Annotated in this window: 16 protein-coding genes; 5 read left to right on the top strand and 11 right to left on the bottom strand. The window is 49.0% G+C overall.

Annotated features, from left to right (window positions below):
- Window positions 1–23: 23 nt before the first annotated feature.
- Window positions 24–962 (bottom strand): aldo/keto reductase, encoded by a 939-nt coding sequence (locus AC3RCI_RS10430; RefSeq protein WP_336779545.1) that lies wholly within the window; start codon window positions 960–962, stop codon window positions 24–26.
- Between the two features lie 117 nt (window positions 963–1,079).
- Window positions 1,080–3,104, bottom strand: coding sequence for a Na+/H+ antiporter (locus AC3RCI_RS10425; protein WP_492528871.1), 2,025 nt, complete (start codon window positions 3,102–3,104; stop codon window positions 1,080–1,082).
- A 210-nt stretch (window positions 3,105–3,314) separates the two neighbouring features.
- Between AC3RCI_RS10425 and AC3RCI_RS10420 the strand changes: the two genes are divergently transcribed.
- Complete coding sequence (locus AC3RCI_RS10420) at window positions 3,315–3,614, top strand: hypothetical protein (RefSeq protein WP_153977897.1); 300 nt, start codon at window positions 3,315–3,317, stop codon at window positions 3,612–3,614.
- A gap of 88 nt (window positions 3,615–3,702) precedes the next feature.
- Here AC3RCI_RS10420 and AC3RCI_RS10415 read toward each other — a convergent pair whose 3' ends face one another.
- Complete coding sequence (locus AC3RCI_RS10415; protein ID WP_095358788.1) at window positions 3,703–4,185, bottom strand: MarR family winged helix-turn-helix transcriptional regulator; 483 nt, start codon at window positions 4,183–4,185, stop codon at window positions 3,703–3,705.
- A 188-nt stretch (window positions 4,186–4,373) separates the two neighbouring features.
- Here AC3RCI_RS10415 and AC3RCI_RS10410 point away from each other — a divergent pair, with 188 nt between their 5' ends.
- Together AC3RCI_RS10410 and AC3RCI_RS10405 are read left to right on the top strand one after the other, a co-directional pair.
- Window positions 4,374–4,898 (top strand): NAD(P)H-dependent oxidoreductase, encoded by a 525-nt coding sequence (locus AC3RCI_RS10410; RefSeq protein WP_127536391.1) that lies wholly within the window; start codon window positions 4,374–4,376, stop codon window positions 4,896–4,898.
- Between the two features lie 243 nt (window positions 4,899–5,141).
- Complete coding sequence (locus AC3RCI_RS10405; protein ID WP_336779541.1) at window positions 5,142–6,281, top strand: FAD-dependent monooxygenase; 1,140 nt, start codon at window positions 5,142–5,144, stop codon at window positions 6,279–6,281.
- Between the two features lie 65 nt (window positions 6,282–6,346).
- Here the strand turns inward: AC3RCI_RS10405 and AC3RCI_RS10400 are convergent, their stop codons facing one another.
- The 8 genes from AC3RCI_RS10400 to AC3RCI_RS10365 form a co-directional block, all read right to left on the bottom strand.
- Window positions 6,347–8,923, bottom strand: coding sequence for a beta-mannosidase (locus AC3RCI_RS10400; RefSeq protein ID WP_492529868.1), 2,577 nt, complete (start codon window positions 8,921–8,923; stop codon window positions 6,347–6,349).
- 82 nt (window positions 8,924–9,005) lie between these two features.
- Window positions 9,006–10,592: a helix-turn-helix domain-containing protein gene (locus AC3RCI_RS10395; protein WP_492473255.1), complete on the bottom strand. Its 1,587-nt coding sequence runs from the start codon at window positions 10,590–10,592 to the stop codon at window positions 9,006–9,008.
- Complete coding sequence (locus tag AC3RCI_RS10390) at window positions 10,589–12,340, bottom strand: sensor histidine kinase (protein WP_492473254.1); 1,752 nt, start codon at window positions 12,338–12,340, stop codon at window positions 10,589–10,591. The genes AC3RCI_RS10395 and AC3RCI_RS10390 overlap by 4 nt, the downstream gene beginning before the upstream one ends.
- Window positions 12,341–12,369: 29 nt before the next feature.
- Window positions 12,370–13,245 carry a carbohydrate ABC transporter permease gene (locus tag AC3RCI_RS10385; RefSeq protein WP_492528869.1) on the bottom strand — a complete coding sequence of 292 codons (876 nt, stop codon included), beginning with the start codon at window positions 13,243–13,245 and terminating at the stop codon, window positions 12,370–12,372.
- Between the two features lie 18 nt (window positions 13,246–13,263).
- Window positions 13,264–14,142, bottom strand: a complete 879-nt coding sequence (locus AC3RCI_RS10380; protein ID WP_095287994.1) for a carbohydrate ABC transporter permease — start codon at window positions 14,140–14,142, stop codon at window positions 13,264–13,266.
- Between the two features lie 171 nt (window positions 14,143–14,313).
- Window positions 14,314–15,627: an extracellular solute-binding protein gene (locus tag AC3RCI_RS10375; protein WP_492528866.1), complete on the bottom strand. Its 1,314-nt coding sequence runs from the start codon at window positions 15,625–15,627 to the stop codon at window positions 14,314–14,316.
- A 208-nt stretch (window positions 15,628–15,835) separates the two neighbouring features.
- Window positions 15,836–17,920, bottom strand: coding sequence for an acyltransferase family protein (locus AC3RCI_RS10370; protein ID WP_492528864.1), 2,085 nt, complete (start codon window positions 17,918–17,920; stop codon window positions 15,836–15,838).
- Between the two features lie 592 nt (window positions 17,921–18,512).
- On the bottom strand, window positions 18,513–21,149 hold the full coding sequence (locus AC3RCI_RS10365) for an adenosylcobalamin-dependent ribonucleoside-diphosphate reductase (RefSeq protein ID WP_492528862.1): 2,637 nt from the start codon (window positions 21,147–21,149) through the stop codon (window positions 18,513–18,515).
- A 334-nt stretch (window positions 21,150–21,483) separates the two neighbouring features.
- Here AC3RCI_RS10365 and AC3RCI_RS10360 point away from each other — a divergent pair, with 334 nt between their 5' ends.
- Together AC3RCI_RS10360 and AC3RCI_RS10355 are read left to right on the top strand one after the other, a co-directional pair.
- Entirely contained in the window at window positions 21,484–23,244 is a 1,761-nt protein-coding gene (locus AC3RCI_RS10360) for a DEAD/DEAH box helicase (protein WP_492528860.1), read from the top strand.
- Window positions 23,245–23,246: 2 nt separating this feature from the next.
- Entirely contained in the window at window positions 23,247–24,497 is a 1,251-nt protein-coding gene (locus AC3RCI_RS10355) for a YqhG family protein (protein ID WP_492528858.1), read from the top strand.
- Window positions 24,498–24,518: the final 21 nt, after the last annotated feature.

Here is a 24,518-nt window from a genome sequence, read left to right as displayed (position 1 = left end):
ATTTCCCGAAATGCCGGAACTATTTAACGGAAAATCTGGTCAATCACTGCGATCTCCTCGGCAGACAACGTTACATCCAAGGTTTTCAGATTGTTAATGACCTGCTCCGGTTTCTTCGCCCCTGGAATGAGTGCATCAATCGAAGGCTGAGTCAGGTACCAGGCCAGCACGAGATGTGCAACCTCTGCATTTTTGGATTCGGCAATGCTGCGGAGCTGTTCCACTTTGTCCAGATTGCGGATAAAGTTTTCACCAGTGAACAGCGGATTTTTGGCCCGTCCATCCTGGAATGTCGTATCCCGATTATATTTACCACCCAGCAGTCCGGCTGCCAGCGGAAAGTATGGAACAAAAGAAATTTCATGCTCTGCTGTGTACGGAAGCAGTTCTTTCTCAGCCTCTCGTTTGAACAGATTGTATTCGGATTGCAGCACATCCACATAACCATCCCGATTCGCTTCTCGCAGCTGTTCGATGGAGAAGTTGGATACACCGATTGCGCGGATTTTACCATCGTCTTTAAGTTGTTTTAGTGCACCTACTGCTTCATCCTTCGGTGTCTGCTCGTCCGGAAAATGGATGTAAAACAAGTCGATGTAATCCGTCTGAAGACGTTTCAAGGCTTCATCCACAGAAGCTTTCAGAAAAGCAGGAGAGTTATCCATCACCACGCTGCCATCCACGAATTTGTGGGCTGCCTTGGTGGCGATAATCGTTTGGTGACGCTGCCCCGTTTCCTTAAGCACCTCTCCAATTAAACGCTCTGAATGTTCAGGTCCATAGATGAAAGCTGTATCCACAAAGTTAATCCCTTGTTTCAGCGCTGTACGAACCACTTCCTTGCCTGTTTCATCGTTCAGCATATCCGGGTAGATATTATGTCCCCCTACTGCGTTTGCACCCAATCCAATTGGGTTAACGAGCAAATCCGTTTTCCCCAGGCGAGTCTGTTGCTGTGCCATAATTCATCCATCTCCTTTTCCTGAGCATTGGCTAAATGGTTATCTTAAGTAGTTCATCCTGCGGTGAATCCATTATATCAGAGTCATTTTTACATTTAAAATATCGGATTTATCGGATTAGCTATTTTTCAGTACGGTCGCTTCAACATCATTGATAAATCGGCGGAGCTTCGCAGCCACGTCTCGATTGATCTCTCCATTCTCATACAACTGTTGTACCGTATTACGCTGCTCTTGAATGGCTACCATTTGCAGCTCAAGCTTCTCCTGATTGAACGGATCTTCGGTCTTCCCCTTATTCCAGCTTCTCAGTCTGGCGATCACCCGCTCATACTTGGCAATCACGGACAGCGCCACAGGCCGATTGCCGTCGTTCATATGAGCCCGAATGGCTTTGATAGCCGCTTCCGAAGTACGAAGCTTAACCTGTCGAAACTGATCTGCATTCTCTAACATGAACGGCTGCTCGGGCTTCTCCGAGCGATTCGTAAACAGATGACCGAGCACACGTCCGATCTCACTAATGGAGAACATCATCTGCGTGTTGGTGCGGTTAGCCAGCATCATTTCCTTACGGTCCAGCCAGCTGTTACATTTAAACGCCGCTTCGGATGCAATGACGTTCTCATCCATCATATTTTCAATTTCCTTACGCTCCGCACGCGTGCCAATCAGGTTAATGGCCGTTTCCTGCTTCATGATGTCCTTGCGTTTGCCCGCCGTCATCTGTCCTGCAGCCTGCCTGATGTATTTCGATAAATCAGAGACTACAGCAAGTGCTGCGGCTTTGTTCTCGTCGGTCATCTCGGACTTGACTGCCCGAATGGCCGCATTAAGCATGATGTCCTGTGCCTTTCGCTCTGTCGTTTGCTGAGAGCCATCAGCAGCCTTTTCATCATTCTTGGCGAGTACTGGAAGAAACACGCTTGCAGCGATTAACGTAAACAGAATAACCCCGGCTGCCAGGAATATGATCAAGTCCCGTTCCGGGAAAGGGGATCCGTCCTGAAGCACATACGGGATGGAGAATGCACCCGCAAGGGTTACTGCGCCTCTCACACCCGACAGGGAGATAATGGTCATCTCTTTTAACCTTGGTTTTCCAATCGGGGACTTCTTGCGGAACCACTCATTCCCCTGCCAGAACAGATAGATCCAGACAAAACGAAGCAGTAACAACAATAGGGATATTAATCCCACATAACCCAAAACTTGAAAATTGTTAAAGGTCACATTCTTGAAGATTGTATTCAGCACATCCGGAATCTGGACACCCAGAATGACAAACACCAAACCATTCAGAATAAATAAAATAACGGACCATGTGCTTGCAGAGACTACCTGCATCTTCAACTGAACCGATTCAGTCCGGTCACGTTCTATGGCATGGATAATACCTCCCGCCACAACGGCCAAAATGCCTGAGACGCCAATTTCTTCACTCACTAGATAAATAACGAATGGCGTAAGGATCTGCAGCAGCATATGCACGGTGACGTCTTCCATACCCAAACGCCGGATCCATACACCGAGCCGAATGAGCAGAAAGGATAATAGCGCACCTACCAGCAGTCCACCAATGGCAATGATGAGAAAGCTGAATGAAGCCTCTGCCAACGAGAAAACGCCTGTAACGGTTGCTGCGATGGCAAATTTAAATGCGACCAGGCCCGATGCATCATTCATCAAAGCTTCGCCTTCAAGAAGTCTATGTATGCTTTTGGGCAGATGTACACGCCCTGCCATAGCGCCAACGGCAACCGCATCGGTTGGGGACAGGATGGCTGCAAGGGCGAAAGCGGCAGGCAGCGGAATAGAGGGAATCAGCCAGTGAATGGCATAACCAGCCACAACTACGGTAACAAAGACCAAACCGAGTGCCAGCAGCAGAATGGGAGCCCTTAAATTCCACAGTTCATGCCGTGGTGTTCGTTTGCCATCGTTGTATAACAAAGGCGCGATAAAGAGCACAAAAAACAGTTCCGGATTCAATGGCAGATGTACCCCTGCAGGAAGTAGCGCAATGGCTACGCCGAGGACAATCTGAATGAGCGGAACCGGGATGAAAGGTACAAACCGGTTCAGGATGTTCGATAAACCGATGAGTACCAGCAATACAAGTACCGCAATAAACAATTCCATGATGGTAATCCCTTTCCCTAAATGAAGTAATAAACCCAATCGGAGTAGTCTTATTTTAACATATATCCGTTTTTGTTATAAAAATGTTGTCATATCCATTACCCATTTAATGAAGACAAGTAGCTCAGAGTAACAATTCAGTTTGGATTTGTTTATAAGATGTTACAATATGCTCAGGACAATACCCGTTTGGAAAGGAACATGGTAACTATGGCATTTGGAATTAATCGGCAGGAGTTGTCAGAATGGAAAGACCGTGTATCACGCGGCGAGCTTGCTTATCTTACTCATTTTTGGATAGACCCGCGTTTCCCGGGCATTACAAGCGTAACCAAAGTAGGCTGCTCGAATCTGGAACGCCTTGAACAATGGTGTCTGGAACACGGCCTTGATCCGCGTTATATCCATCGACGTCAGCCTTTTCCCCATTTTGACCTGCTCGGACAGAAACAAAAAGAAATCCTGATGGAGATTGGCCTAATGGATCACATTGAACGATTCCACCTGTAATCATCAGCTTATAACATGAAAAAACGTCAGCCTTCAACATTCGTCCCAACCCGGGGCGAACCTTGAAGACTGACGCTTCAATGCCATTTTAACGATGTGTTTGTTCCAAAACCTTCATTTTTTCGAGCAGCTTCAGTTCAATTTTCTTAAGCATGCCTATCATCTGCTGCTGTTCTTCTTCCGTAAGCGCTTGTAACAGTTCCCATGTCATACGTCCACGGTTTGCAGTCAGGGATTTGGCCAGCTGCTCTCCATCTTCCGTCAGGGATAACCACACAATTCTTCGATCCTCTTCACTACGTACCCGCTGAATCAACCCTTCACTCTCCAGCTGGTTCAAAACAATGGTGGTAGCGCCAGATGATAAGCTGAGCTGCCTTGCCACATCAACAGCCATACAGCGCTGTTCCCTTAAAAGCATGCCCAATATATGACTCTTAGTCGGATTGAGTTTGCAGTTTGTTTCTGTTTTCTGCTGCTGGTCCAATACCTTATTTTTATATCTGAAGAAGGCCTCCAACAATTGATCAATGTTTGCCAATTGAGAGTTTTGCTCCGTATCCAGGCTCATAAACGTTCCTCCTGCCTTTCATCATAACCTTCCTAACATTGTAACATATTTGTACTTTTTTGTTTGTGAAAAATACGCTTGCTCCATGGATCCATTGCTGTTTGTAAAGTTCATGCTTATTTTTGCGATACATGTGACAAGCTACCTCATAGCATGATAAATGATGCATTTTGAGGAGGTAATGGAGCTTGAATATTTATATTGTTTTCGATAGCGAGGGCGGTCATACACAGGCGCTGGCTGAGGCGATTGCAGCCGGGGCAGCCAGTGTGCACGGGGCCACCGTTCATCTGCACTCCACCGAAGAAGCAGATGTATACAAGCTGGTGGAAATGGACGCCATTATATGGGGATGTCCAGGTCATTTTGGTTCAATCAGCTCCGGTCTGAAAAAATGGATCGACAAGCTGGGTTACCTATGGGCTCAGGGAAAACTCGTGGATAAAGTAGGTGCTGTATTCTGTACGATTGCCACAGAACATGGAGGGCTCGAATCAGCATTACTTCATCTGCTGACCCCGATGCTGCATCAGGGAATGATTATAACCGGGCTGCCAGGAAACTTTGCTGACAACGCTTTATATGGTTCTTATTATGGCGTTGGAGTTACCTGCCCAGTGGATAGTGATGTTCTGTTAAGCGATCAAGGAATTGCTCTTGGCAAAGCACTTGGAGAACGTGTCGCCCGAATCACCAATCGTCTGATCACCTAGACCGTGTTCCATTCGGGAGGATGTATCTCACCTTTTGTTCTCAAGCCTGCCCTTTCTTCAAGAAGCGGGAAAACAGCGCAGGCTTGAGTCCACCTTCTAAGCAAAGTCACAACTGCCTATTGCAAAAATGAAGTGTGTTTGTTTATAATAACTAGTATCTTAAAGTTACTTTTAGTTACTTAATAATTTTTATAAATTTGTTATCAGAAAGTAATATAATAACATAGCAAGGGAATTATATATATGAATGACAATAATCCGTTACAAGTAGACGTCTGTATTGTTGGAGCCGGACCAGGCGGCGCCCTCCTGTCTTACTTGTTGAACCGCCAAGGAATATCAACAGCACTAATTGAACGTCAACCTCATCTGCACAAGTCATTTCGCGGTGAACTGCTTAACCAGGACGGTGAAGCTGTGCTGAGCAAACATGGACTCTATTCGGGAGTAGCACAGCTTGGAGCCATGCCTTTGGAGCAGATTCAATACTGGGAGAACGGACAGATTATCCACACGGTTTACCCTGGTGAGGGAGAAACGCATGTGGGCATCCACGTACCACAGGATCACCTGCTGGATTATATTGTTTCACAATCACAGGCCCTGCCGCACAATCACGAGAAGGTACTATTTAATACGGTGATGACCGGACTGCTTAGAGATAAGACAGGAAAAACAGTAGGCATCAATGTTCGGCAAAATGGTGTTCCCGATTCTATAGAAGCAGCCATTATTGTCGGAGCGGACGGGAGATATTCTGCTGTACGAAAATACGCTGGCCTCACCCCGGATATACGCAAGCATGGGTATGATCTGTTATGGGCCCGAATTCCCGCGCCTGTAGGCTGGGAACCAGCCGTTCGTATGGCGAGCATGAACGGTCAGCAGCTGGCGCTGTTCTCCCAATACGGCGGGTATGTACAGATTGGCTGGAATATTCCACAGGGTTCCTTCTCCAAGCTGCGTGAGCAGCCCTTCGCCCCTTTTGTGGAGAAACTCGTTGAAGCCTTCCCTTGTCTCGCGGAATCGGTTGCTGCACATATTCAGACCTGGAGCGATTTTGTACTGTTATCCGTAGAGAGCAGTTATAGCGAGTCATGGACTCAGGACAATGTGGTTCTGCTCGGTGATGCGGCACATACCATGACGCCTACAGGAGCCTTTGGGCTCAATGCAGCCCTAGAAGATGCCGATGTACTTGCCGAAATTATCATTCAGATGGCCTCTGATCAATTTCAATCAATGGACCTATTGAAGCAGCTTCAGGTGATTCGCAGCAGCAAAGTGAAACAACAGCTTGCTCGTCAGGTGGAGATGGAATCCTCCTTTCAACAGCGTTACGAATCCATGCGCTACCAACCGCTCGAAATCGATAACATTTAATTCATATCAAACATGCCGATGGCTTCTGTTCAAAGGCCATCGGCATGTTTTTGCTCATTTTGCAATTATATTTCGCGACCGTTCATTGCACTTACCCGAAGCTCATTCAGGGGCAGCGACCTCGTCTCTGGATGGCGCAAATACACCGTGCGGCTCTCCCCTGGAAGCAAGTCGAAATAGTTGTCACTGAATCGCACACGTCCCAGCGGAAGCTCCAGTTTAACCAACCTTGCGATGGCACCGCTGGCTGTAACGGTAACAGACTGCTCCTCCTCATTGACATGTACACTCAGCTGGGACAACGGCAGCGCGATATCCTTCGGATCACGCAGGAAATATCGGTTAAGCGGGGCAGCAAATCCTTCCGATACGAGTTCAATCAAGACTTCTTCGGCACGTCTGCCCTGCAGCACTGCTGCTTCACTTAATACTCCAACCTTTGAAGAAGATTGGGGTTCAACCTCCACCTGCAGTGTATCCGAATATACTTTCTCCCCATTCAGCTGATATACATTAATCTGAAGATGTCCCTGTAACCCCTCAAGTTTATCGTTCACGACCCACAATGCAAGCGGATCGCCTGGCTCATGCTCCAGTGACAGTAGGATCGGATGGAAGAAGGTCTTCCCATAATAAAAGGATGCCTTGGGCAGCAGCTCATAATCAATCATGGACCAGCTCGTTCCCGGCCAGCTATCGTTTAGCTGCCACACAAGCGCGCCACTATTCCGGTGATTGATCCTCCGGAAATGTTCGATTCCGTACCGTAAGCCTTCCGCTTGAGTCAGCATCGAATAATTCATGTATTCTTCAATCGTTTGTGGAATGCCCGTGTAGCCTTCCATCAAAAGAATGCCCTTTTGGTGATTGGTATCCTTGTTGCGATAGGCCATCTCCGGACTTCCCCAGTAGAACTGCCCTTCAGGCATATTTTTCTCCAGCGTATAACGGTTGGCCGAAGCATGCATACCGAATTCACTGCTGAACAAGGCATAGTCCTTTTTATAATTTTTAAATGTTACGCCCTCAATGCTGTAGTCGAGCAGCGGTGGTTCACCGTGTTTTCTTGGGTAAACGGAACCATGCCAAACCTGCCAGTTGTGACGGTCACCAACATCCGGATCATTGGCATCATTGCCATCCTTGTCTCCAAACGGTGAAGAGGGCCAATACGGACGGGACGGATCCAGACGTTCCAGAGCCTCAGGAATCAGCTCATGATAGATCAGCTCCCCATAGAAAGGACTGGTGATGTCTCCGCTGGCAGACTTCATATCGTAAAGCCAGTCAATCTCGTTATTGCCGCACCAGAGGGCAAGGGATGCCCGGTTCCGCAGCCTGATCACATTATTTTCAACTTCGCATCTGACATTCTCCATAAAATCTTGATTGAAGTCAGGAAATAATGCATTGGCAAAGGCAAAATCCTGCCAGACCAGCACCCCTTGCCGATCGCACTCATCATAAAAGACATCCTTCTCATAGATACCGCCTGCCCACACCCGCAGCATATTCATGTTTCCTTCGACGGTCAGCTCAATGAGCTCCCGATATCTCGAGTCGGGAATAGCACCAATTAGATGATCAGCGGGTATCCAGTTTGCCCCCTTGGCATACATTTTGATTCCGTTCAGTATAAAAGCAAACGCGTCTTCTCCCTGTTCATTGTGGAGGGCAAGTTCAATGGTTCGAATTCCATAGGGCTCGCGATAACGGTCTACTTCAATTCCATCGGCGTATAGGACTACCTCCAGTGTATACAAATACGGTTCACCCAGATCATGCGTCCACCACAATCGCGGTGAAGGCACAGCGAGTGTTGTATCCGCCTGTCCGCCTTGGACAGTCAGCGCAGCAGCTTGAATCACTTCCTCACCGCCCGCATCCAACAAGCGGACATCACATGTCGTGACCACAGCTTGCTTCAGCTGCTGTCTGCTTCGGAAGGACATCACCGATTTCACTTTTGCCGTAACGTCGATAACCGCCTGTTCTTGGCTGACGGACTTGGTCCGGGCAAACACACTATCCAGCTTTGCTATCTTGTGTCTCTCCAACCGGACTGCACCCCAGATGCCCACAGTAACCATGCGCGGTCCCCAGTCCCAGCCGAAATTCATCGCTGCCTTGCGCAGCCAAGGCCGTTCCTTCGTATAGGATGACCAATCGAATGTCTCTTTGTCCCGGTTGTGCAGAAACAGCGGATCGAATCGAACTGCAATGGCGTTCCACCCATGGCGGACCAGTGTCGTAACATTGAAGGTATGGGACATGAGCATATTGGCTGTTTTCCCCACCTCATGTCCGTTCACATAGACTGTTGCAAACGTATCCAAACCTTCGAAGACAAGCTCGAAATGTTCCTGATCCTCTTCCGCCTTCACCAGGTTAAAGTTGGTACGATACCACCATTCCTTTTGCTCGATCCAACGGCTCTTGGCATCGTTATGCCCGTAGTATGGCGGATCAATTATGCTCCTCGCCACCAAGGCCGAATGAACATCCCCTGGCACTTCCGCCCCGATCCAGAAACGGTCATCCAGTGCAGCAGCTGCAATGTCCATCGTCCGTTTTTCCAAGGCTTCAAAATGCTGGATCTTCCATTGACCTGACAAATCCTGACTTGAATCACTCTTCTTCATCATATGCCTCACTCCCCAGATCCCTGAATCATTCCACATTATCGAAAACGTTTGCAGAAACAACGACAACCATTCGTGCCTGCTAACTTCCTGAAGGCTTGAATGCATACGTCTCTTCGCGAAATTCACTCGGGGTCTTGCCTGTATGTTTTTTGAACAGCCTGCTAAAGTATTTTACGTCTTCATACCCACTCATGGCAGCCACTTCACTGACTTTTGCAGGAGAGACTGCCAGCATCTCCATGGCCCGCCGGATACGCATATTCGTTACAAAATCCCCAAACGTTGTACCTGTCTCTTTCTTGAACAGTTCACTGAGATGTCCCGGGTGCAAATGGATTTGGCCAGCCACCTGCTGTAGACTGATTTCTTGAGCCAACCCGGATTCCATGTAGGCAATGGCCTTTTGCACATGCGAAGCCTGCCCTTGACCCATTTGGCTATAATATGTATGCATCAGACCATATAAATGGTGAAACAGCATATCCTGAAGCTCCGCAGCATCTGCATCAGGTTCCGGCACCCATGGGTCATATCGCGCAGGCTCTTCTCTTCCTATTGCACGCATCGTGCGAACCAGCCAGCGTTGTCCTGCAATGACCGCGGAATGCAAACAGGCATTGAACGATTCTGGTGTTACCTCCGGGTCCAACACGAGTTCTTTCACAAGCTCCCGTGTCCATGTGGTGAGCGTGACAGGGTCATTATCGAGCAAAAGGGTCCCCAGCACGGTTTCCTCTTCATGCGTAAGTAATGTTTTACCACCCTTGCGGTTTTTCACATGCTCGATGCTCCAAATTTTATCGTCAAGCAGACTCATATATTGATACGCTGCGGATGCTGTTAAATAGCTTTCGTGAAGGTGTACCTCGCCACTAACCGGATGCCCTACAGCTGCACGGAGCGTACATTTCAAGAGCTGCTCCATATGATTAACTACCGTTCCCAACGTGTTCAGCAATTCCTGCTGCCTGCTCATTATCTGCATTACACCAATAATCTGTTCCTTATGAATATGTGTCGCTGCACCAGGCAGCATATCCTCCAGCATATTTTGCACGGCAAATCTCAGAAGTGCAGCAGAAGAGCGACTCCATCCTTGCGCACGAATAACAAATACAACCTGCTGATAGACCTGACTGCCGTCCCATGATACACCAGCAGACTCCGCCACGCCCGGCTTCAAAAATGCTGGACACGAACCTGTAATCACATCACCGTCAATAACCCACCGTTCAAACAATCGCTGTTTATTCTCCTGTAAAAGTCGCCCTTCCTTGGACTTTTCTGTCCAGCGGTCCATAACTCTTTGCTTGGCCTGGAGAACCGTTTTGATGATCTCTTCCGGTTTGCTCGTTTTTAACAGATAATCCGTCACACCCTGCCGAATCGCCTGCTGTGCATAAGAGAAGTCATCGTAGCCTGACAAAATAATGACCTCCATCTCAGGCAGCAATTGCAGTCCTTCATTTGCAAGTTCAAGCCCTGTCTTGCCAGTCATGCGGATGTCAGTCATCAGAATGTGCGGACGCTCCTCAGCCAACCGGGACAACGCTTCTTCAGCCGAGGCTGCTGGTGTAAGGAGATCAATCCCCAGCTCGCCCCAGGCAATAACGCTGGCAAGTCCGGTGCGAATGATCACTTCATCATCGACAATCAGTAGTCTCATGGCGATTCCTCCAGAAAGGGTATGGAAAATGAAATACGGGTCCCTCCACCGACACGGCTGTCCATTTCAAGTTGAGAAGCCGCACCATAATGGAGCAGCAATCTCTCATTAACGTTGTGGATTCCATAGCCACCAGCAGTGGGATTCACTTCTGGCAGTTTTTCCTTCAGCTGTTCCAGCCTCTCCTGGTCCATGCCGACACCATCATCCAGCACCAATACGTTCATTCGTGCTTCATCCTGATCTTGACGAATCATGATGGTGATCGTTCCCGGACCATTCTTGGGCTGAATACCATGTACCATGGCATTCTCAACGAGCGGCTGCAGCAGAAGCTTCAGCATCATCCGCTGCTCCAGTGCAGGATCCACAATATAGTGCACCGAAAATTTATCAGGGAAGCGGATGGACTGCACCCGTACATAATGCTGGATATGGGCAATCTCCTGTCCAACAGGACAGAAATCCTTGCCGTTATTCAGGCTGATGCGCAGGAAATCACTTAAACCTTCGACCATATCCGCAATCCGGCTCTCTTTTGACATCAGTGCAATCCAGTGAATGGACGAAAGGGTATTATACAGAAAGTGCGGATTGATCTGTGCCTGAAGTGCCCTGAGATCAGCTTCTTTCTTGCGGGCTTCACCTTGTATAACCTCTTCCTTCAGGCTCTCGATATGTGCACCGAGCAGATTGTAGCTCTCTCCCAGTCTGCCGATCTCATCATCACTTTCAGATCGAAACAAGGGCAGCGGCCGATCCGGGTCAATACGGGACAGGTGCCTGGTGAGCACACGGAGCGGCCTTGTCACGCGGCGGACGGTAAACCAGACCAGCCCTGCACAGATGACAGCAGAAGCCACCACGGCTACAGCCGTGAGAATCAGAATATAACCGTTCTCCGACTTGTATTGGTCGTAAGGAACTGTTCCAGTCAAGGTCCATCCAGTCAGCTGTTCCGGGTAATAGAGCAGTGTCCGTTTGTTTTCTCCGCTGCCATACGTAGTCGTCCCGCTCTCACTCTGCCGAATCAGCGTCTGCAATTCAGGCTCGACCTGCTCCAGAGTCTGCCCAAGCCGGGATTTATCCATGGAGGACAGGATCTCTCCGGATTGTCCGACCAGCTCCAGACGCCCTTCACCTCTGCCTAGTCCGAGCGCAGCCCAGTCTTTGGAAATGGCCTTTTCATCCAGGCTGATCGCGAGCCATCCGATGGGTCGATAATCATGAATGCTGCGGATGGGACGCACCAACGTGATCACATTTTGTATGCCTGCATAGTTGCGAACCGGGTAGACGCCGGTCCACATTTTTACCGCATCGCCAGCAGGAGCTGGCGGATCGGAAGTACCCGGTTCATACCAGGTAGCCGTTGTCAGAACAGCATCAAACCGATCCGGATATATCGCTATATTTGCAATATATTTTTTAGACGCCGCCAGATTGGTCATCCTGCCGACAATATCCACGCGGTCCAGTTCATGATCTTCATTTCGGCTCAGATACTGCTGAATATCGCGCTCTCCAATCAGGAAAATCGAAATATTCTCGGCGTCCTGAAGCATGTAGCGAAGATTGGCTTCCACCTGTTTCAGCGTGTCCATACCGGACAGCTTCGTCTTCTGCTCGGTAATGCGGGAAGAGATCAGAAATGCGAACAGACCCAGCGCCAGCAGCGGCACGATCATGGAGGCAGTTACGACAACCGAGAGCTTCCTCTGCAGCGATGATGTGAGCCAGCTTCCCAATTCTTTTCCTCCTCTGGATGCGCCTTCGTTTAACCCTTAACCGCTCCAGCCGTCATGCCTTTCATCACCTGTTCCTGAAAAACAAGATATAGAATTATGGTCGGAATAACCGACAGTGTCATGGCGGCCAGCGTTAATCCATAATCCGTCTGGTATCCGTCCGCGAAATTCGCAATCGCCAGCGGTAACGTTTTCAATCCTGTCTTGTTAATGAATACAAGTGCGAACGAAAAGTCATTCCAAGCATGCAAAAAACTCAGAATCGTAACGGTGGACAAGGCAGGCACTGACATCGGCAGCATGATCCGGGTAAACAGTCCCCACAGACCTGTTCCATCGATAAACGCTGCCTCTTCAATATCGCGTGGTACACTCGTCAGATATGCCGTCAGTACAAAGATGGCCGTTGGCAAAGCAAAGGCCGTATACGGCAGGATTAATGCCCAATACGTATTCAATAGAGACATCTGCTTCATCAGAATGAACAAAGGAACCAATGTGCTATGAATGGGAATCAGCATGCCTACAACGAAAAAGGTCATGACCAGCCCTTTCCAGCGGAACTGGAATCGTGACAGTATGAAGGAGGCTAGAGCTGCAATAAACAAAGTCAAAATCAATGATCCCAATGATACCACCAGTGAGTTGCCAAATGCTGTACCCAATCTGGAGCTTTCCCACGCATTGCTGAAATTGGCTACATTCCATTGGGCCGGCATACCAAATGGCCTGCTGTAGAAATCTTCATTCGTTTTGAACGCACTGATCACAAGCCAGTAAAACGGATACAATGTTAAAATACCATACACCGTCAGCAGCGTCCAAACAATTCCGCTGCGCAGCCGGCGAACCGGATGGCCTGAGGCTCTTCCTGGTGATGGCATCATTACAGGTGTCGTACTCATTACAGTTCCCCCTCTCGTTTAATTCTCTTTTCTTTTGCGACTGGTCACCCACTGGCTTGTTCCGATAAGCAGCAAGGAGATCAATACGATGGTTGTCGAGATTGCACTACCGAAACCGTAACGGTAGGTTGTAAAGGTTGAATTATACATATACGTAGCGAGCAGCTCGGTTGCATGAGCCGGACCACCTTTGGTCATGATGTAAACCAGATCAAACGATTTCAGACTGCCCGAAATACACAGAATGATCGCAACCTGCACGGTACCCCAGATCATGGGCAGTGAGATCGATACCAGCTTACGGATGCCCGAAGCGCCGTCAATTTTGGCAGCATCATGAATTTCACCAGGAATGTTTTGCAGTGCAGAGATGAAAATAATAAGGTACAAACCAACGAAGCTCCACAGCAGTGGCGGTACGAGAGAGAAGATGGCAATTTTGTCGTCAGAAAGCCATTGCAGCTTCCAGCTCTCCAGGCCGAGCGCATCCAGCAGGAAGTTCAGGATCCCAATCTGTGGATGATAGATATACTGCCAGATCATGCCGATAACGACGGTAGACAAGACCATGGGCAGGAATACAGCAGAGCGCAGGAAGCGCTGCAGCGGATTGCTTTTGTGTAAAATGACAGCGAGCATCAGCGCTAACGGAATCTGACCGAACACGGAGGCCAGTACAAAAATGACGTTATTTTTCAGTGCCCGCCAGAATACCGGGTCATGCCAGATCTCCACATAGTTATTCAGGCCGATATATTTGGACTCCCCGATGCCGGACCAGTTGAAGAAGCCGTAATAGGCTGACCATACAACCGGAACAAATACAAACAATGCATATATGATGACTGCCGGAGCAAGCCCCAGCATAATAAAGCGACGACTGCGCAGTGCATTCATTCCTTCACTTCCCTTCATTAATGCCTTACATATCCCTACCACACATTGAAAGCCTGCAAATGAAACGGAAAACCCCTCCCCTGCCGGGAAGGGGCTATACTGCTCAGTTAATCCCATGAAGTACGAATCACCGAGCGTTTTCAATCTACAACCTATTCCTCATCGATTCTGTTAATTGCCAGCGGCATTAGCCTGTGCAGCCTGAATTTTGGCAGCGATATCTTCCGCTTTGCCGCCCATCAGCAGTTCCTGCAATCCATTATTAATAACTTCAACCGTTGCAGACCCCAGCTTGGAATCGTAAACCGGATTAATCTTCACTTCCTGCATCAGGTCGTACAATTCGATGAACAATGGATGTGCCTTGGATTTATCCAGCTCAATGTTGTAGCTAACGAGTGTACTGCTGTCCAGCGTAGCTTTTTGGCCGTCAGGCCCTGCCAGGGCATAGAACAGCTCCATGGCTGCCTCTTTTTGGGCACCACTCAGCTTTTTGCTTACACCCAGACCGGTACCTACAACGCCTGATGTCGTTCTTGGCTCTCCCTCACCACCATCTACCGGGGGAAGAATAGTAATATGCGTGTTGTCCAATACCTCCGCAGGTGCGTTGTTCACCAGGTTCGCCAGGGCCCATCCACCATTCATGACCATGGCTGCTTTCCCCTGAAAATACAGCTGCATCATCTGGGTTTCGTCAATGCTGTTGAACCCATCCTGAAATGCTTTGCTGTTACCAAGCTCCTGCATTTTGTTTAACGCCTCAATAAACTGCGGATCCGTAAAACTGGCACCATCCTGGGCTGCTGCTTTCAGAAACCAATCTGTACCCGTAATCCGGTCTGCCAATGTACTGAAGATCGTCGATTGTGCAACCCAGTTTGCCTTGTTCCCCAGGGCCATTGGAATAACCTTGTTCTCATTAAACGTTGCAATGGCCTGTTCCAATTCGGCCCACGTTTCAGGAACTTTGACGTTATACTGTTTAAACAGTGCTTCGTTGTAATAAATGAAGGAACTTGGCGCCAGATTCATCGGCACGGAGTAGATGTTTCCGTCAACTGTATATCCATCCAATGCATTCGGGATAAAGTTGTCCTTCCACTCCGGCTTCGCATCCAGCTCTGAGTTAATGGGCTGAAGCAGATCGCCTTTTACAAACTCTTTCGTCATGGCATCCGGCCACATCACAAACAAATCCGGCATTTCGTTTGCAGCTGCTACGGTACGGAGCCTTGTTTTAAGGCCGTCTGTCGGCAAGCCCTCATCCACCACTTCAATATCCGGATGTGCTGCTCGGAAATCTTCAATAATTTTTCGCATGGCTACTGCCTTTGCATCCTGTCCGGTCCAGTTATGCCACAGCGTAACCGTGACTTTATCGCTGCTGCCCGTTCCCTCCGAACCATCACCGCCACTGCAGGCAGCGAGTACCATCGAAAACAAGGCAATTGCCACAAAACCCGAAAGCCATCTTTTTAACATCTCTATACTCCCCCTTGGCTGTTTGAATACCCTCATTGTAAATGTTAACGCTATCATAACGTAAGGTGACGATCCACGGATGGTGGGGTGAAAAATATCGGATGCCCCACCCAATGGCGTGTTACTTGTAATTAAAACAAAAAGAGCTCTCGATGTGAGAGCTCTTTAAGCAAACAATCTATTTCGTATGAAAAAGAATAAGTTCAATTTATTTCATGCTGCTTTTGATAAGTGCGGCAAAAGCTTCCGAGCCTTCCTTTGTCAGATGAACGCCATCTTTTTCAAAGTACTCATCGTGCCCTTCGCTTGCACTGTTCCAATCAATGAGGGAAACATTACTGTAGGATGAGGCTGCTTCGTCTAGTGCTCTGTTAACCGTTCGTTCCCAAGGACGAGGGACCCGGACAGTAACCAGATATACATGATTCTCATCCTTGAGGTAATCCAGCACGGAATCCAGGCTTTTGGAATTGAATGAACCGTTGGTTCCCAGTTCCAGGACAACCTGATTGCCAAGCTGGTCGTTTCGTTTGAGCCCATCCAGGACATCGGCTGCCTCCCACATCTGACGGCCAACATGACCGTCCACGTGTACCCCGGACATATGTTGTTCCAAATAAGGTTTGGCATCCAGGATGACCGAATCCCCTACCACGGTATAGTGGATCTTGCCGTCTTCAGCAGGGGTTGCTTTGTCTCCACCCTCTTGCGAAGCATCTCCTGGCTGATCCGGGTTCCCCGCAGAATCAGTCCCGTTATCATTGGCATGATCCTTATTTCCAGCAGCATCTCCAGCAGTCTGATTCGGCTCATCAGCAGCCGTTCCATCTCCTTCATCGGATGCCTGTTCCTCCGTTGTGGAAGGCGTTTCTGGCTTCGACGTCTGCTCTGCTGGCTTGTCTTGCTGATTGCCACCATCATCTGCAGGCTTGTCATTCTTCTGCGGTGCCGGCTTCTGACCGGAACCTGCAGTATCAACAGGAGCCGGAAGAACATCCTGTCCGATCTCTTCATGCACAGCATGTTCTCCATTCAATGTGGTAGACATCGATACAGAATGTGAGTCGGAGTTCGCTGCAGTGGAAATCATCATCTGTGACACGGTGAAGCACATAAACAGAACTGACATCACCACTCCGCCCCGCTTCAACCAGATCTGATGCGAACTAATACCGTTTCGCCCTCTACCCCATAGCCGGGACCAGGTATCAAGGAATCCGTTATAGCGGATTGGATTTTCGATAAACTTCAATGATAGTGAAGCCAGCACTACCGTTGCTGCCACCTGCAGAATCATTCGAACCGGATGTAAACCTCCCGTATCGACCACAGGACTTGTCAGGATGATTACAGGATAATGCCAGAGATAGAGCCCATAGGAACGCTCCCCAATCCACCGCAGCGGTTTTGCACCAATCAGGCGTCCCAGCATCGAAGAGGGATGAGCCAACACAGCGACCAGCAGCGTAGTAGCTATGGCTTGAAGTACCATCCCCCCTTGGTAGAGCGATGGTTCATATTCACTGCTGTTCAGCATCATGTAAACCAGCAGGGCCAGCGCTGCCAAGCCCGAAACATCGAGCACCGCTCGATTAAGGCTCGCAAGGGAGGAGGACAGTTTGCGGCTTGGCCACACAACAGCCAGGGCAGCCCCGGCCAGCAAGGCAAAAGCACGCGTGTCCGTACCATAGTATACTCGGCTCGGGTCCAGATTCGGATTATATAGAATAGCCATTGCTCCAGCGGATAACTCAGCGGCAACGACAATAAAAACAACGAGCCATCCTTTTCTTTTGAACAGCTTAATTGAAAGGATAAGGAGCAGCGGCCACACCAGGTAAAACTGCTCTTCCACGGCAAGCGACCAGAAATGTCCGAACGGTGATGGAGGACCGAAACTCTCAAAATAGGATACTTGGTGGAAGATATACCACCAATTGCTTATGTATAATACACCCGATATAACGTCCCCACGCAGGGCAGCAAGCCGGGAAGGATCTGTGAAGAGAATCCAAATCATGACCACTGCAGTCATGGTAAGCATGCCAGGCACGAGACGCCTGATTCGTCTCACCCAAAAATCACCGAGTGATATGCGTCCATGTTCCTGCCATTGGGACACAAGAATATCAGTAATCAGATAACCTGATAAAACAAAGAAAATGCCTACACCGAGCAAACCGCCGGGAATAAAACTCAGATTAAGATGATATCCAATCACAGCAAGCACGGCAATGGCCCGCAGACCATCCAATCCGTTCATATGCCGCCTGTTGTTCAACGTTTGTGACATTCGTGCCCCTCCTTGTTGCTTCGGGCCCACATCGTGGATGTCTGGGGCAGCTGCAAATCAGCTTGGCTTCGCATCGTGATTCTGGTTGTCATTAACATACGTATTGCACCTTTCGTCATTCATTTCCAAATATATCGATCAACACTCACGTTTAGCATTATACGCTCAAGCGCAGTGAGATAAATTACAGCAGTAGTTACAAAGTGGTGAAACGATGTAACCTTTCCTGCCAGCTAATATAGCTGTAAAATCATACTCCAAAATTGTCGTTTAATACAGTCTTTTTCTTGGGCTGGGTAATATTACCTCACTACCATATCAATACAAAAAGACTGCCGACTTCCTCAGCAGCCACAATCCATTATAAACCTATCCCCAGCAGGATTGAAAGTTTTGCCCATAAATGCTTCTAGATGCCTAGGACTCTGGAGGTGAAAAGGATGAATCCTCTTTTATTCCGGGAATCCTCTAGTTGGAATCATCCTTTGAAGCCCGCTGATTCTACGTCAGGTCATACAAAAAGGGCGACCAAAGTGCTGGTCACCCTTAGCTGTATTCTACTCATCACATTAACCTGGATGATGTCTATCCTCTAATTACATTTGCTGTATCCACATTGGCTGCAAGTCTTGCAGCCTTCAATATTGATCAATGAAGCTGAACCACAGGAAGGACACAAATCTCTCGATGCTGTATAGGTTACTGACGGTTCGTCAACAATTGCCGATTCAGAAATTCGTTTCACACTCTGGTCTGCCTCTTCATTAGTAGAGGATGCACTCTCTTGAGAGGTGCTCTGTACATGGCTTTCGAGCGCTTTCGCTACTGCATCTGCGATGGACTCTACCCGGTTTACACCAAAGCCAATCGCTCCCGAACCACCGATGCCTTTCAGATGTTTGATAAGAAGTTCGACTTTATGTCCGTGATCACCATATCGCAGGAACAGGGAGCACACTCTTCCCAGCGCTTCCGCCATGGCGAATACATCGGAGCCGGCTTTACCCACGTTCAGGAAGATTTCAGCCGGAATGCCACCCAGGTCGTTGATCGTAATGTAAGCCATGCCAAACGGAGTATTTATTTTGTACGTTGCTCCCCGCAGTACCTGCGGACGACTCTTGTACTGTTTATCCAGTACTTTGGCAGCGGACGAAGCCGCCACACTTGTTTTGCCCTCGTTCCCTGTCTCCGATGGTGTCGACATGAAGGCTGTCGTTTCGTTTGCAGTACTCGTTTCTTTTAACGGATCTGTCACATTAGTTTGTTCACTTACTTCGCTCTTCGCCTCTTCCTTCTTCGTCGTGGAGAGGACCTGTACATCGCGGCTGCCGTCCCGGTAGATGGTGACGCCCTTACAACCGAGATCAAAAGCAAGCTCATACAACTGTGCCGTATCTTCAACCGTAAAATCAGCCGGACAGTTGGCCGTCTTCGAGATGGAGCTGTCCACCCACTGTTGAATCGCTGCCTGCACCCGAATATGATTTTCTGCTGACAGATCCATGGCCGTTACATAATAGTCGGGAAGCTCCTCGCCGGGGTGTTCATCCAGCCACGCCTGGGCAATGGGGACAAACTGCTCATCGTAACCGAGCCGGCTTTGACGGAAATATTTAAACGCAAAGTAGGGTTCGATTCCTGTCGACGTACCCACCATCGTTCCCGTACTTCCTGTTGGGGCCTGCGTGATAAGCGTTACATTACGAATGCCATGTTTACGAATGGCCTCTCCCACTTCAGGATAGGTCCCAACCAGATTTTTCATGAATCCACTCTGTAAATACGGCTCCACTTCAAAGGCAGGGAATGCTCCCTTCTCGGCCGCAATCTCTGCTGATGCGAGGTATGCTTCTTTTGCGATAAAGCCATACAGTTTATCCAGAAATTCAAGAGATTCCGGACTGCCGTACCGGATGCGCAGCTTAATCATCAGCTCCGCGAGACCCATCGTGCCTAGTCCAACCCGGCGCTCCCGCTGCTGATTCTTCTGGTTTTCCTCAAAATGATAAGGTGTCGCATCAATCACATTGTCCAAAAATCTGGCCGAAATGCGTGTCGTCTCCGCCAGCTCCTGCCATGCAACATCATGATTGGTTTCATCGTAAAATTTGGATAAGTTGATCGCCGATAGATTGCAGACGCCCCATCCTGGCAGGCCTTGTTCGCCGCATGGATTCGTACATATAATCGGATTAAAGTACCAGCTGTTGGACATCTGATTGTAGTACTCCATAAAGACAACACCCGGCTCTGCTGATTTCCAGGCCGACTCGATAATTGTACGCCATATATCCCGGGCCTTTACTGTGCGATAATGGATAACCTGGTGCCCGGCTTCCTTCCATTGCTGCAGATCACCGTTCCACTCGTTGTCATACTCGGGATCGCTCGTATCCGGAAAAACAAGTTCCCAGTCCCCGTCCTGTTTGACGGCTTCCATAAATGCGTTGCTCACGCATACGGACAGATTGGCATTGGTGACCTGCCCCATCGTTTGTTTGACGGTAATAAAATCCACCACATCCGGATGCCAGTCGTTCATCATCAGCATAAGCGCTCCCCTGCGGCTTCCTCCCTGTTCAATCAGTCCAGTGGTATAACTGAACAGGCCTCCCCAGGATACCGAACCGCTGGAAGATCCATTGACCCCTTTAACAACGGCACGACGCGGACGGAGTGACGACAGGTTGATGCCAACCCCGCCACCGCGAGCCATAATCTCCGTCATTTCAGTCAACGTTTTCATGATGCCGCCCCGACTGTCCTGCGGAGAAGGAATGACATAACAGTTAAAGAGGGTCAGCTCATCGCTAGCACCCGCACCAGCAGCAATTCGGCCTCCCGGAACCAGCTTCCAATCGTCCAGGACAGCCCGGAACTTGGATTGCCACTTTTGCTGTCCTTCCGGAGTGGACTCTACAGATGCCATCGCTCTCGCGAGCCGGTCCCACATCTCCTCCGGTGTTTTTTCTATATTTAGTGTCAGCTTCTCCACTTCCGTCTGGATCGTTTCTCCACTGCGAGTCTTCACTTTCACTGTCTGACCCTGCCGTTCTATGATTTCCCCCACTTCCTTTGTCGGAAATTTCGGGTCATCTTTCGTCAGAACGAGTACAACATCTCCTACCTTCGCATGGTTTGGATCAGCATCCTTCCAGGCATAACGGTCCAAAAATATTTTTTCACTTAGTCCTTCCAACTTGTGCGACAATTTGTTCGAATTCATTATGTTTAACAGCCTCCCCAAAAATCCCATTACATTTCTATTATGTGTTTAAATTATGCCAAAACACCACATATAGTGATTTATATTCAGTATAGTACACCATATATTGATTTTCCATGTGACTTAAGTCACAGCTGCCCTTTCTATTCGCCCTGTACTTGGACTAGCTCACTCTTACGCCATCAGACTCTCTCATTCAAAATTTGTGAATTTTTTTAGACATAAAGGTTCGAATTCGCACCTTATTTGGAGGTAGGTTATGAACTGCCTCTCATTCGTCCATACTATGAGCTACGAATAAAACGTCATCATGTATGGCAGGGGAGGAATCACCATGAACCGGAAACATCCGCTTCACATGAATCAACCTGCAGCAGAACTGCCCGTTCCGCTCGAATTCGATCGCAGCTGGCTGACCCAATTGGAGTCACGGCTCGATAAAGGCGGTCCTTGGGGAGATTACAGACTCTTTCAGCTTGGTATTCAAGCCGAAGAGACCAATCTGATTCCCAATTTTGATGAAATACAGTGTCTGAAGCATTTGCAGGGACTGACGCCGCTTCCGCACCAGATGGACACTGCACGTAAAGTATTATTTGAAATGTCAGGCCGTGCCATTCTTGCCGATGAGGTCGGTCTGGGAAAAACCATAGAAGCCGGTCTGATTTTGAAAGAATATATGGTCCGCGGTCTTGTATCCAAGGTCCTCATTCTCGTGCCTGCATCCCTTGTTCTTCAATGGGTACGAGAGCTGAATTCAAAGTTTGGCATCCCCGCAGTTGCACAGAAAAAAGCCTATTCCTGGCAAAATGAAGTGGTTGTGGCTTCCATGGATACGGCTAAGCGAGATCCGCATAAGGACATCTTGCTGAGTACGGACTATGACATGATCATTATTGACGAAGCCCACAAACTCAAAAATAAAAAAACGACCAACTATCAATTCATGCTGAAACTGCGGAAAAAATATTGTCTGCTGCTGACTGCAACACCTGTACAAAATGACATGAGCGAGCTGTTCAATCTCATAAACTTGCTGAAGCCGGGCCAGCTGGGTCGTCAAGGTGACTTTAGTGCCAATTTTGTCGTGGATAAACGAATCCCCAAAAACCAGGAACAGCTTAAGGACGAATTGTCCAAAGTCATGATCCGGAACCGTCGCGGTGAAGGACCAGTACAGTTCACCAAGCGGAATGTTTCCAATGTGAATTTGCAGCTATCTCCTGAGGAGCAGGCACTCTATGATGGGGTAACTTCCTTTGTTAAAGATCAATATCAGGAGGCTGGTGGAAACCTGAGCAGCATGCTCTCCCTTGTTACGCTGCAGCGGGAAGTGTGCAGCAGCCGGGATGCAGTATTTGTTACGTTGGTCAATCTGTCCAAGAAGCTCCCGCTTGACTCCCCGCTCCGGGACAAAATTTGGGATCTGGTTGCCCATATCAAGGCCATTAAGGAGAATACGAAGGCCGAGAAAACGATGGAACTGATTCGAAACATGAATGAGAAAGTCATCATCTTCACCGAATACCGGGCCACGCAGGAGTATCTGCTGAATTATTTTCGCAACAACGGACTTACGGCTGTTCCATATCGTGGCGGCATGAACCGGGGGAAAAAGGACTGGATGATGGACCTGTTCCGAGGTCGTGTCCAGGCCATGATCGCAACCGAAGCTGGTGGCGAAGGCATTAACCTTCAATTTTGTCACCACATGATTAATTTCGACCTGCCCTGGAACCCGATGCGTGTAGAGCAGCGAATTGGCAGGGTACATCGGCTGGGACAGCAAAATGACGTCAATATCTATAATCTGTCGACGACAGGCACAATTGAAGAACATATTCTGAATCTGCTGCATGAAAAGATCAACATGTTCGAGATGGTCATCGGCGGACTGGACGTTATTCTGGAACGCCTGGAGAAAAAGGAATCCATCGAAAAGAGTCTCTATAAAATCATGCTCGAATCCCAGAACGAAGATGACATTCGCCGGAAAATGGATTCGCTAGGACAATCGCTGAATTCCATTCAGCGTGAAGTCGCCGATGAAGTGCCCTCCGTCTCCCTTCTGGATCTGGGCAAAGGAGGACGCTGACCATGACCATGTCACCCCAAGAAGTTCAAGCTTATGTGACAACCTATCTCGAAGCCATGGAATGCCAGATCATGGAGCGTTCTCCTGCGCATCTAACTGTTAAACTATCGCCGGAAGCCGACAAGGCTTTAACCAACCGTCCGTACTATTGGGGATTTGTTGAGCGCACTGGGGCTCCGGCGGAAACGATGTCCTTTACGTTCGTATTTGATCCGGCAGCACATCAGCAAGCCATCGAGGCAGCAGAAGCCAGAGCCGCTCAGTCATCTTCCTCGCTCTCTGCAAGTCAGAGCGGACCTGTCGGGCCAGGCAGCGCCGGGTCTGGTTCTGGAGCAGATGCACCTAAAGAAACCATTCTTGGCCGCTATTTCGGCATTACTCCAGCCCTGCCGCAGCTCGGGCCAGGCCGCATCCTGCGTGAAGACGTCGTCTATGGCAGTCGCAGGCTGCAGCAGATCTTCGAGGCAGCCCGTGAAGGCGGCGCATTCGTGAACCTGTTTGAGCAGGCACCCAAACGTCAGCTGCGCGCTGCCGCACCAGCTGTATATGAACCATGGCTTGGTGTATGTTTCAAAGTGGAATTCGCCTGTGATTTGAAACGGGAGGAGCTCCATTTTCTTGGCATCTCCCTTCGCACAGGTGAAATTATCGAACAATTCGGTTCCAAGCTGAACCGACGAGACCTCAGCCCAAGGCTGGCTGAGAACATGCATGTCCAGACAGCCAAGGTATCGCTGTCGGATGCTGGAGCAGCACTCGAGAAACACCTTACCAGGCGGCTGCTGGAACTGGATTATGGTTGGGCTGAACAAGCCAAGACACGACTGGACCTGGAACTTGCTGTGGTTGATGCTTATTATGAAGCCGTACTGAGAGAGGATACACCTGAGGTTGAGTTAGACGACAACTCCGGAGGAGTTGGTCATAATTCTGCATCCACCAAGCAAGAGCCCGTGACGAACGCCATGAGGATTCAGTCTACTGCGGGGGATCACTCCGGTGTACCTCCTGTGAATCGAATATCCGCAGGCATGGCTAAATTGGAGACACACGCGGATGCCGAACTTGCTGCTGAACAGGCCGTCCCTTTGGATGAGGAAACGGATACCGAGCAGGAGAAGGCACGCCAGGCAGTTCTGGACCGTGAAGCGATGAAACTGCAATACGAAACCCGCCGGACAGAAATGATCTGGCAGTATGAGCCGAAAGTGAAGGTCACGGCCATAAGCAGCGGCATGTTTCATTTAAGATAGACGCAGACACTACTTTTCCAG

The organism is Paenibacillus sp. MT124 (genome assembly GCF_058792755.1).
This window is presented reverse-complemented; position numbering and strand designations above follow the sequence as displayed.

Coding starts and splice junctions, on each gene's coding strand:
- AC3RCI_RS10395 (WP_492473255.1), bottom strand. CDS start 10,592: ATGAGACTACTGATTGTCGATGATGAAGTGATCATTCGCACCGGACTT.
- AC3RCI_RS10360 (WP_492528860.1), top strand. CDS start 21,484: ATGAACCGGAAACATCCGCTTCACATGAATCAACCTGCAGCAGAACTG.
- AC3RCI_RS10385 (WP_492528869.1), bottom strand. CDS start 13,245: ATGAGTACGACACCTGTAATGATGCCATCACCAGGAAGAGCCTCAGGC.
- AC3RCI_RS10355 (WP_492528858.1), top strand. CDS start 23,247: ATGACCATGTCACCCCAAGAAGTTCAAGCTTATGTGACAACCTATCTC.
- AC3RCI_RS10405 (WP_336779541.1), top strand. CDS start 5,142: ATGAATGACAATAATCCGTTACAAGTAGACGTCTGTATTGTTGGAGCC.
- AC3RCI_RS10365 (WP_492528862.1), bottom strand. CDS start 21,149: ATGAATTCGAACAAATTGTCGCACAAGTTGGAAGGACTAAGTGAAAAA.
- AC3RCI_RS10380 (WP_095287994.1), bottom strand. CDS start 14,142: ATGAATGCACTGCGCAGTCGTCGCTTTATTATGCTGGGGCTTGCTCCG.
- AC3RCI_RS10430 (WP_336779545.1), bottom strand. CDS start 962: ATGGCACAGCAACAGACTCGCCTGGGGAAAACGGATTTGCTCGTTAAC.
- AC3RCI_RS10425 (WP_492528871.1), bottom strand. CDS start 3,104: ATGGAATTGTTTATTGCGGTACTTGTATTGCTGGTACTCATCGGTTTA.
- AC3RCI_RS10370 (WP_492528864.1), bottom strand. CDS start 17,920: ATGTCACAAACGTTGAACAACAGGCGGCATATGAACGGATTGGATGGT.
- AC3RCI_RS10400 (WP_492529868.1), bottom strand. CDS start 8,923: ATGAAGAAGAGTGATTCAAGTCAGGATTTGTCAGGTCAATGGAAGATC.
- AC3RCI_RS10375 (WP_492528866.1), bottom strand. CDS start 15,627: ATGTTAAAAAGATGGCTTTCGGGTTTTGTGGCAATTGCCTTGTTTTCG.
- AC3RCI_RS10415 (WP_095358788.1), bottom strand. CDS start 4,185: ATGAGCCTGGATACGGAGCAAAACTCTCAATTGGCAAACATTGATCAA.
- AC3RCI_RS10420 (WP_153977897.1), top strand. CDS start 3,315: ATGGCATTTGGAATTAATCGGCAGGAGTTGTCAGAATGGAAAGACCGT.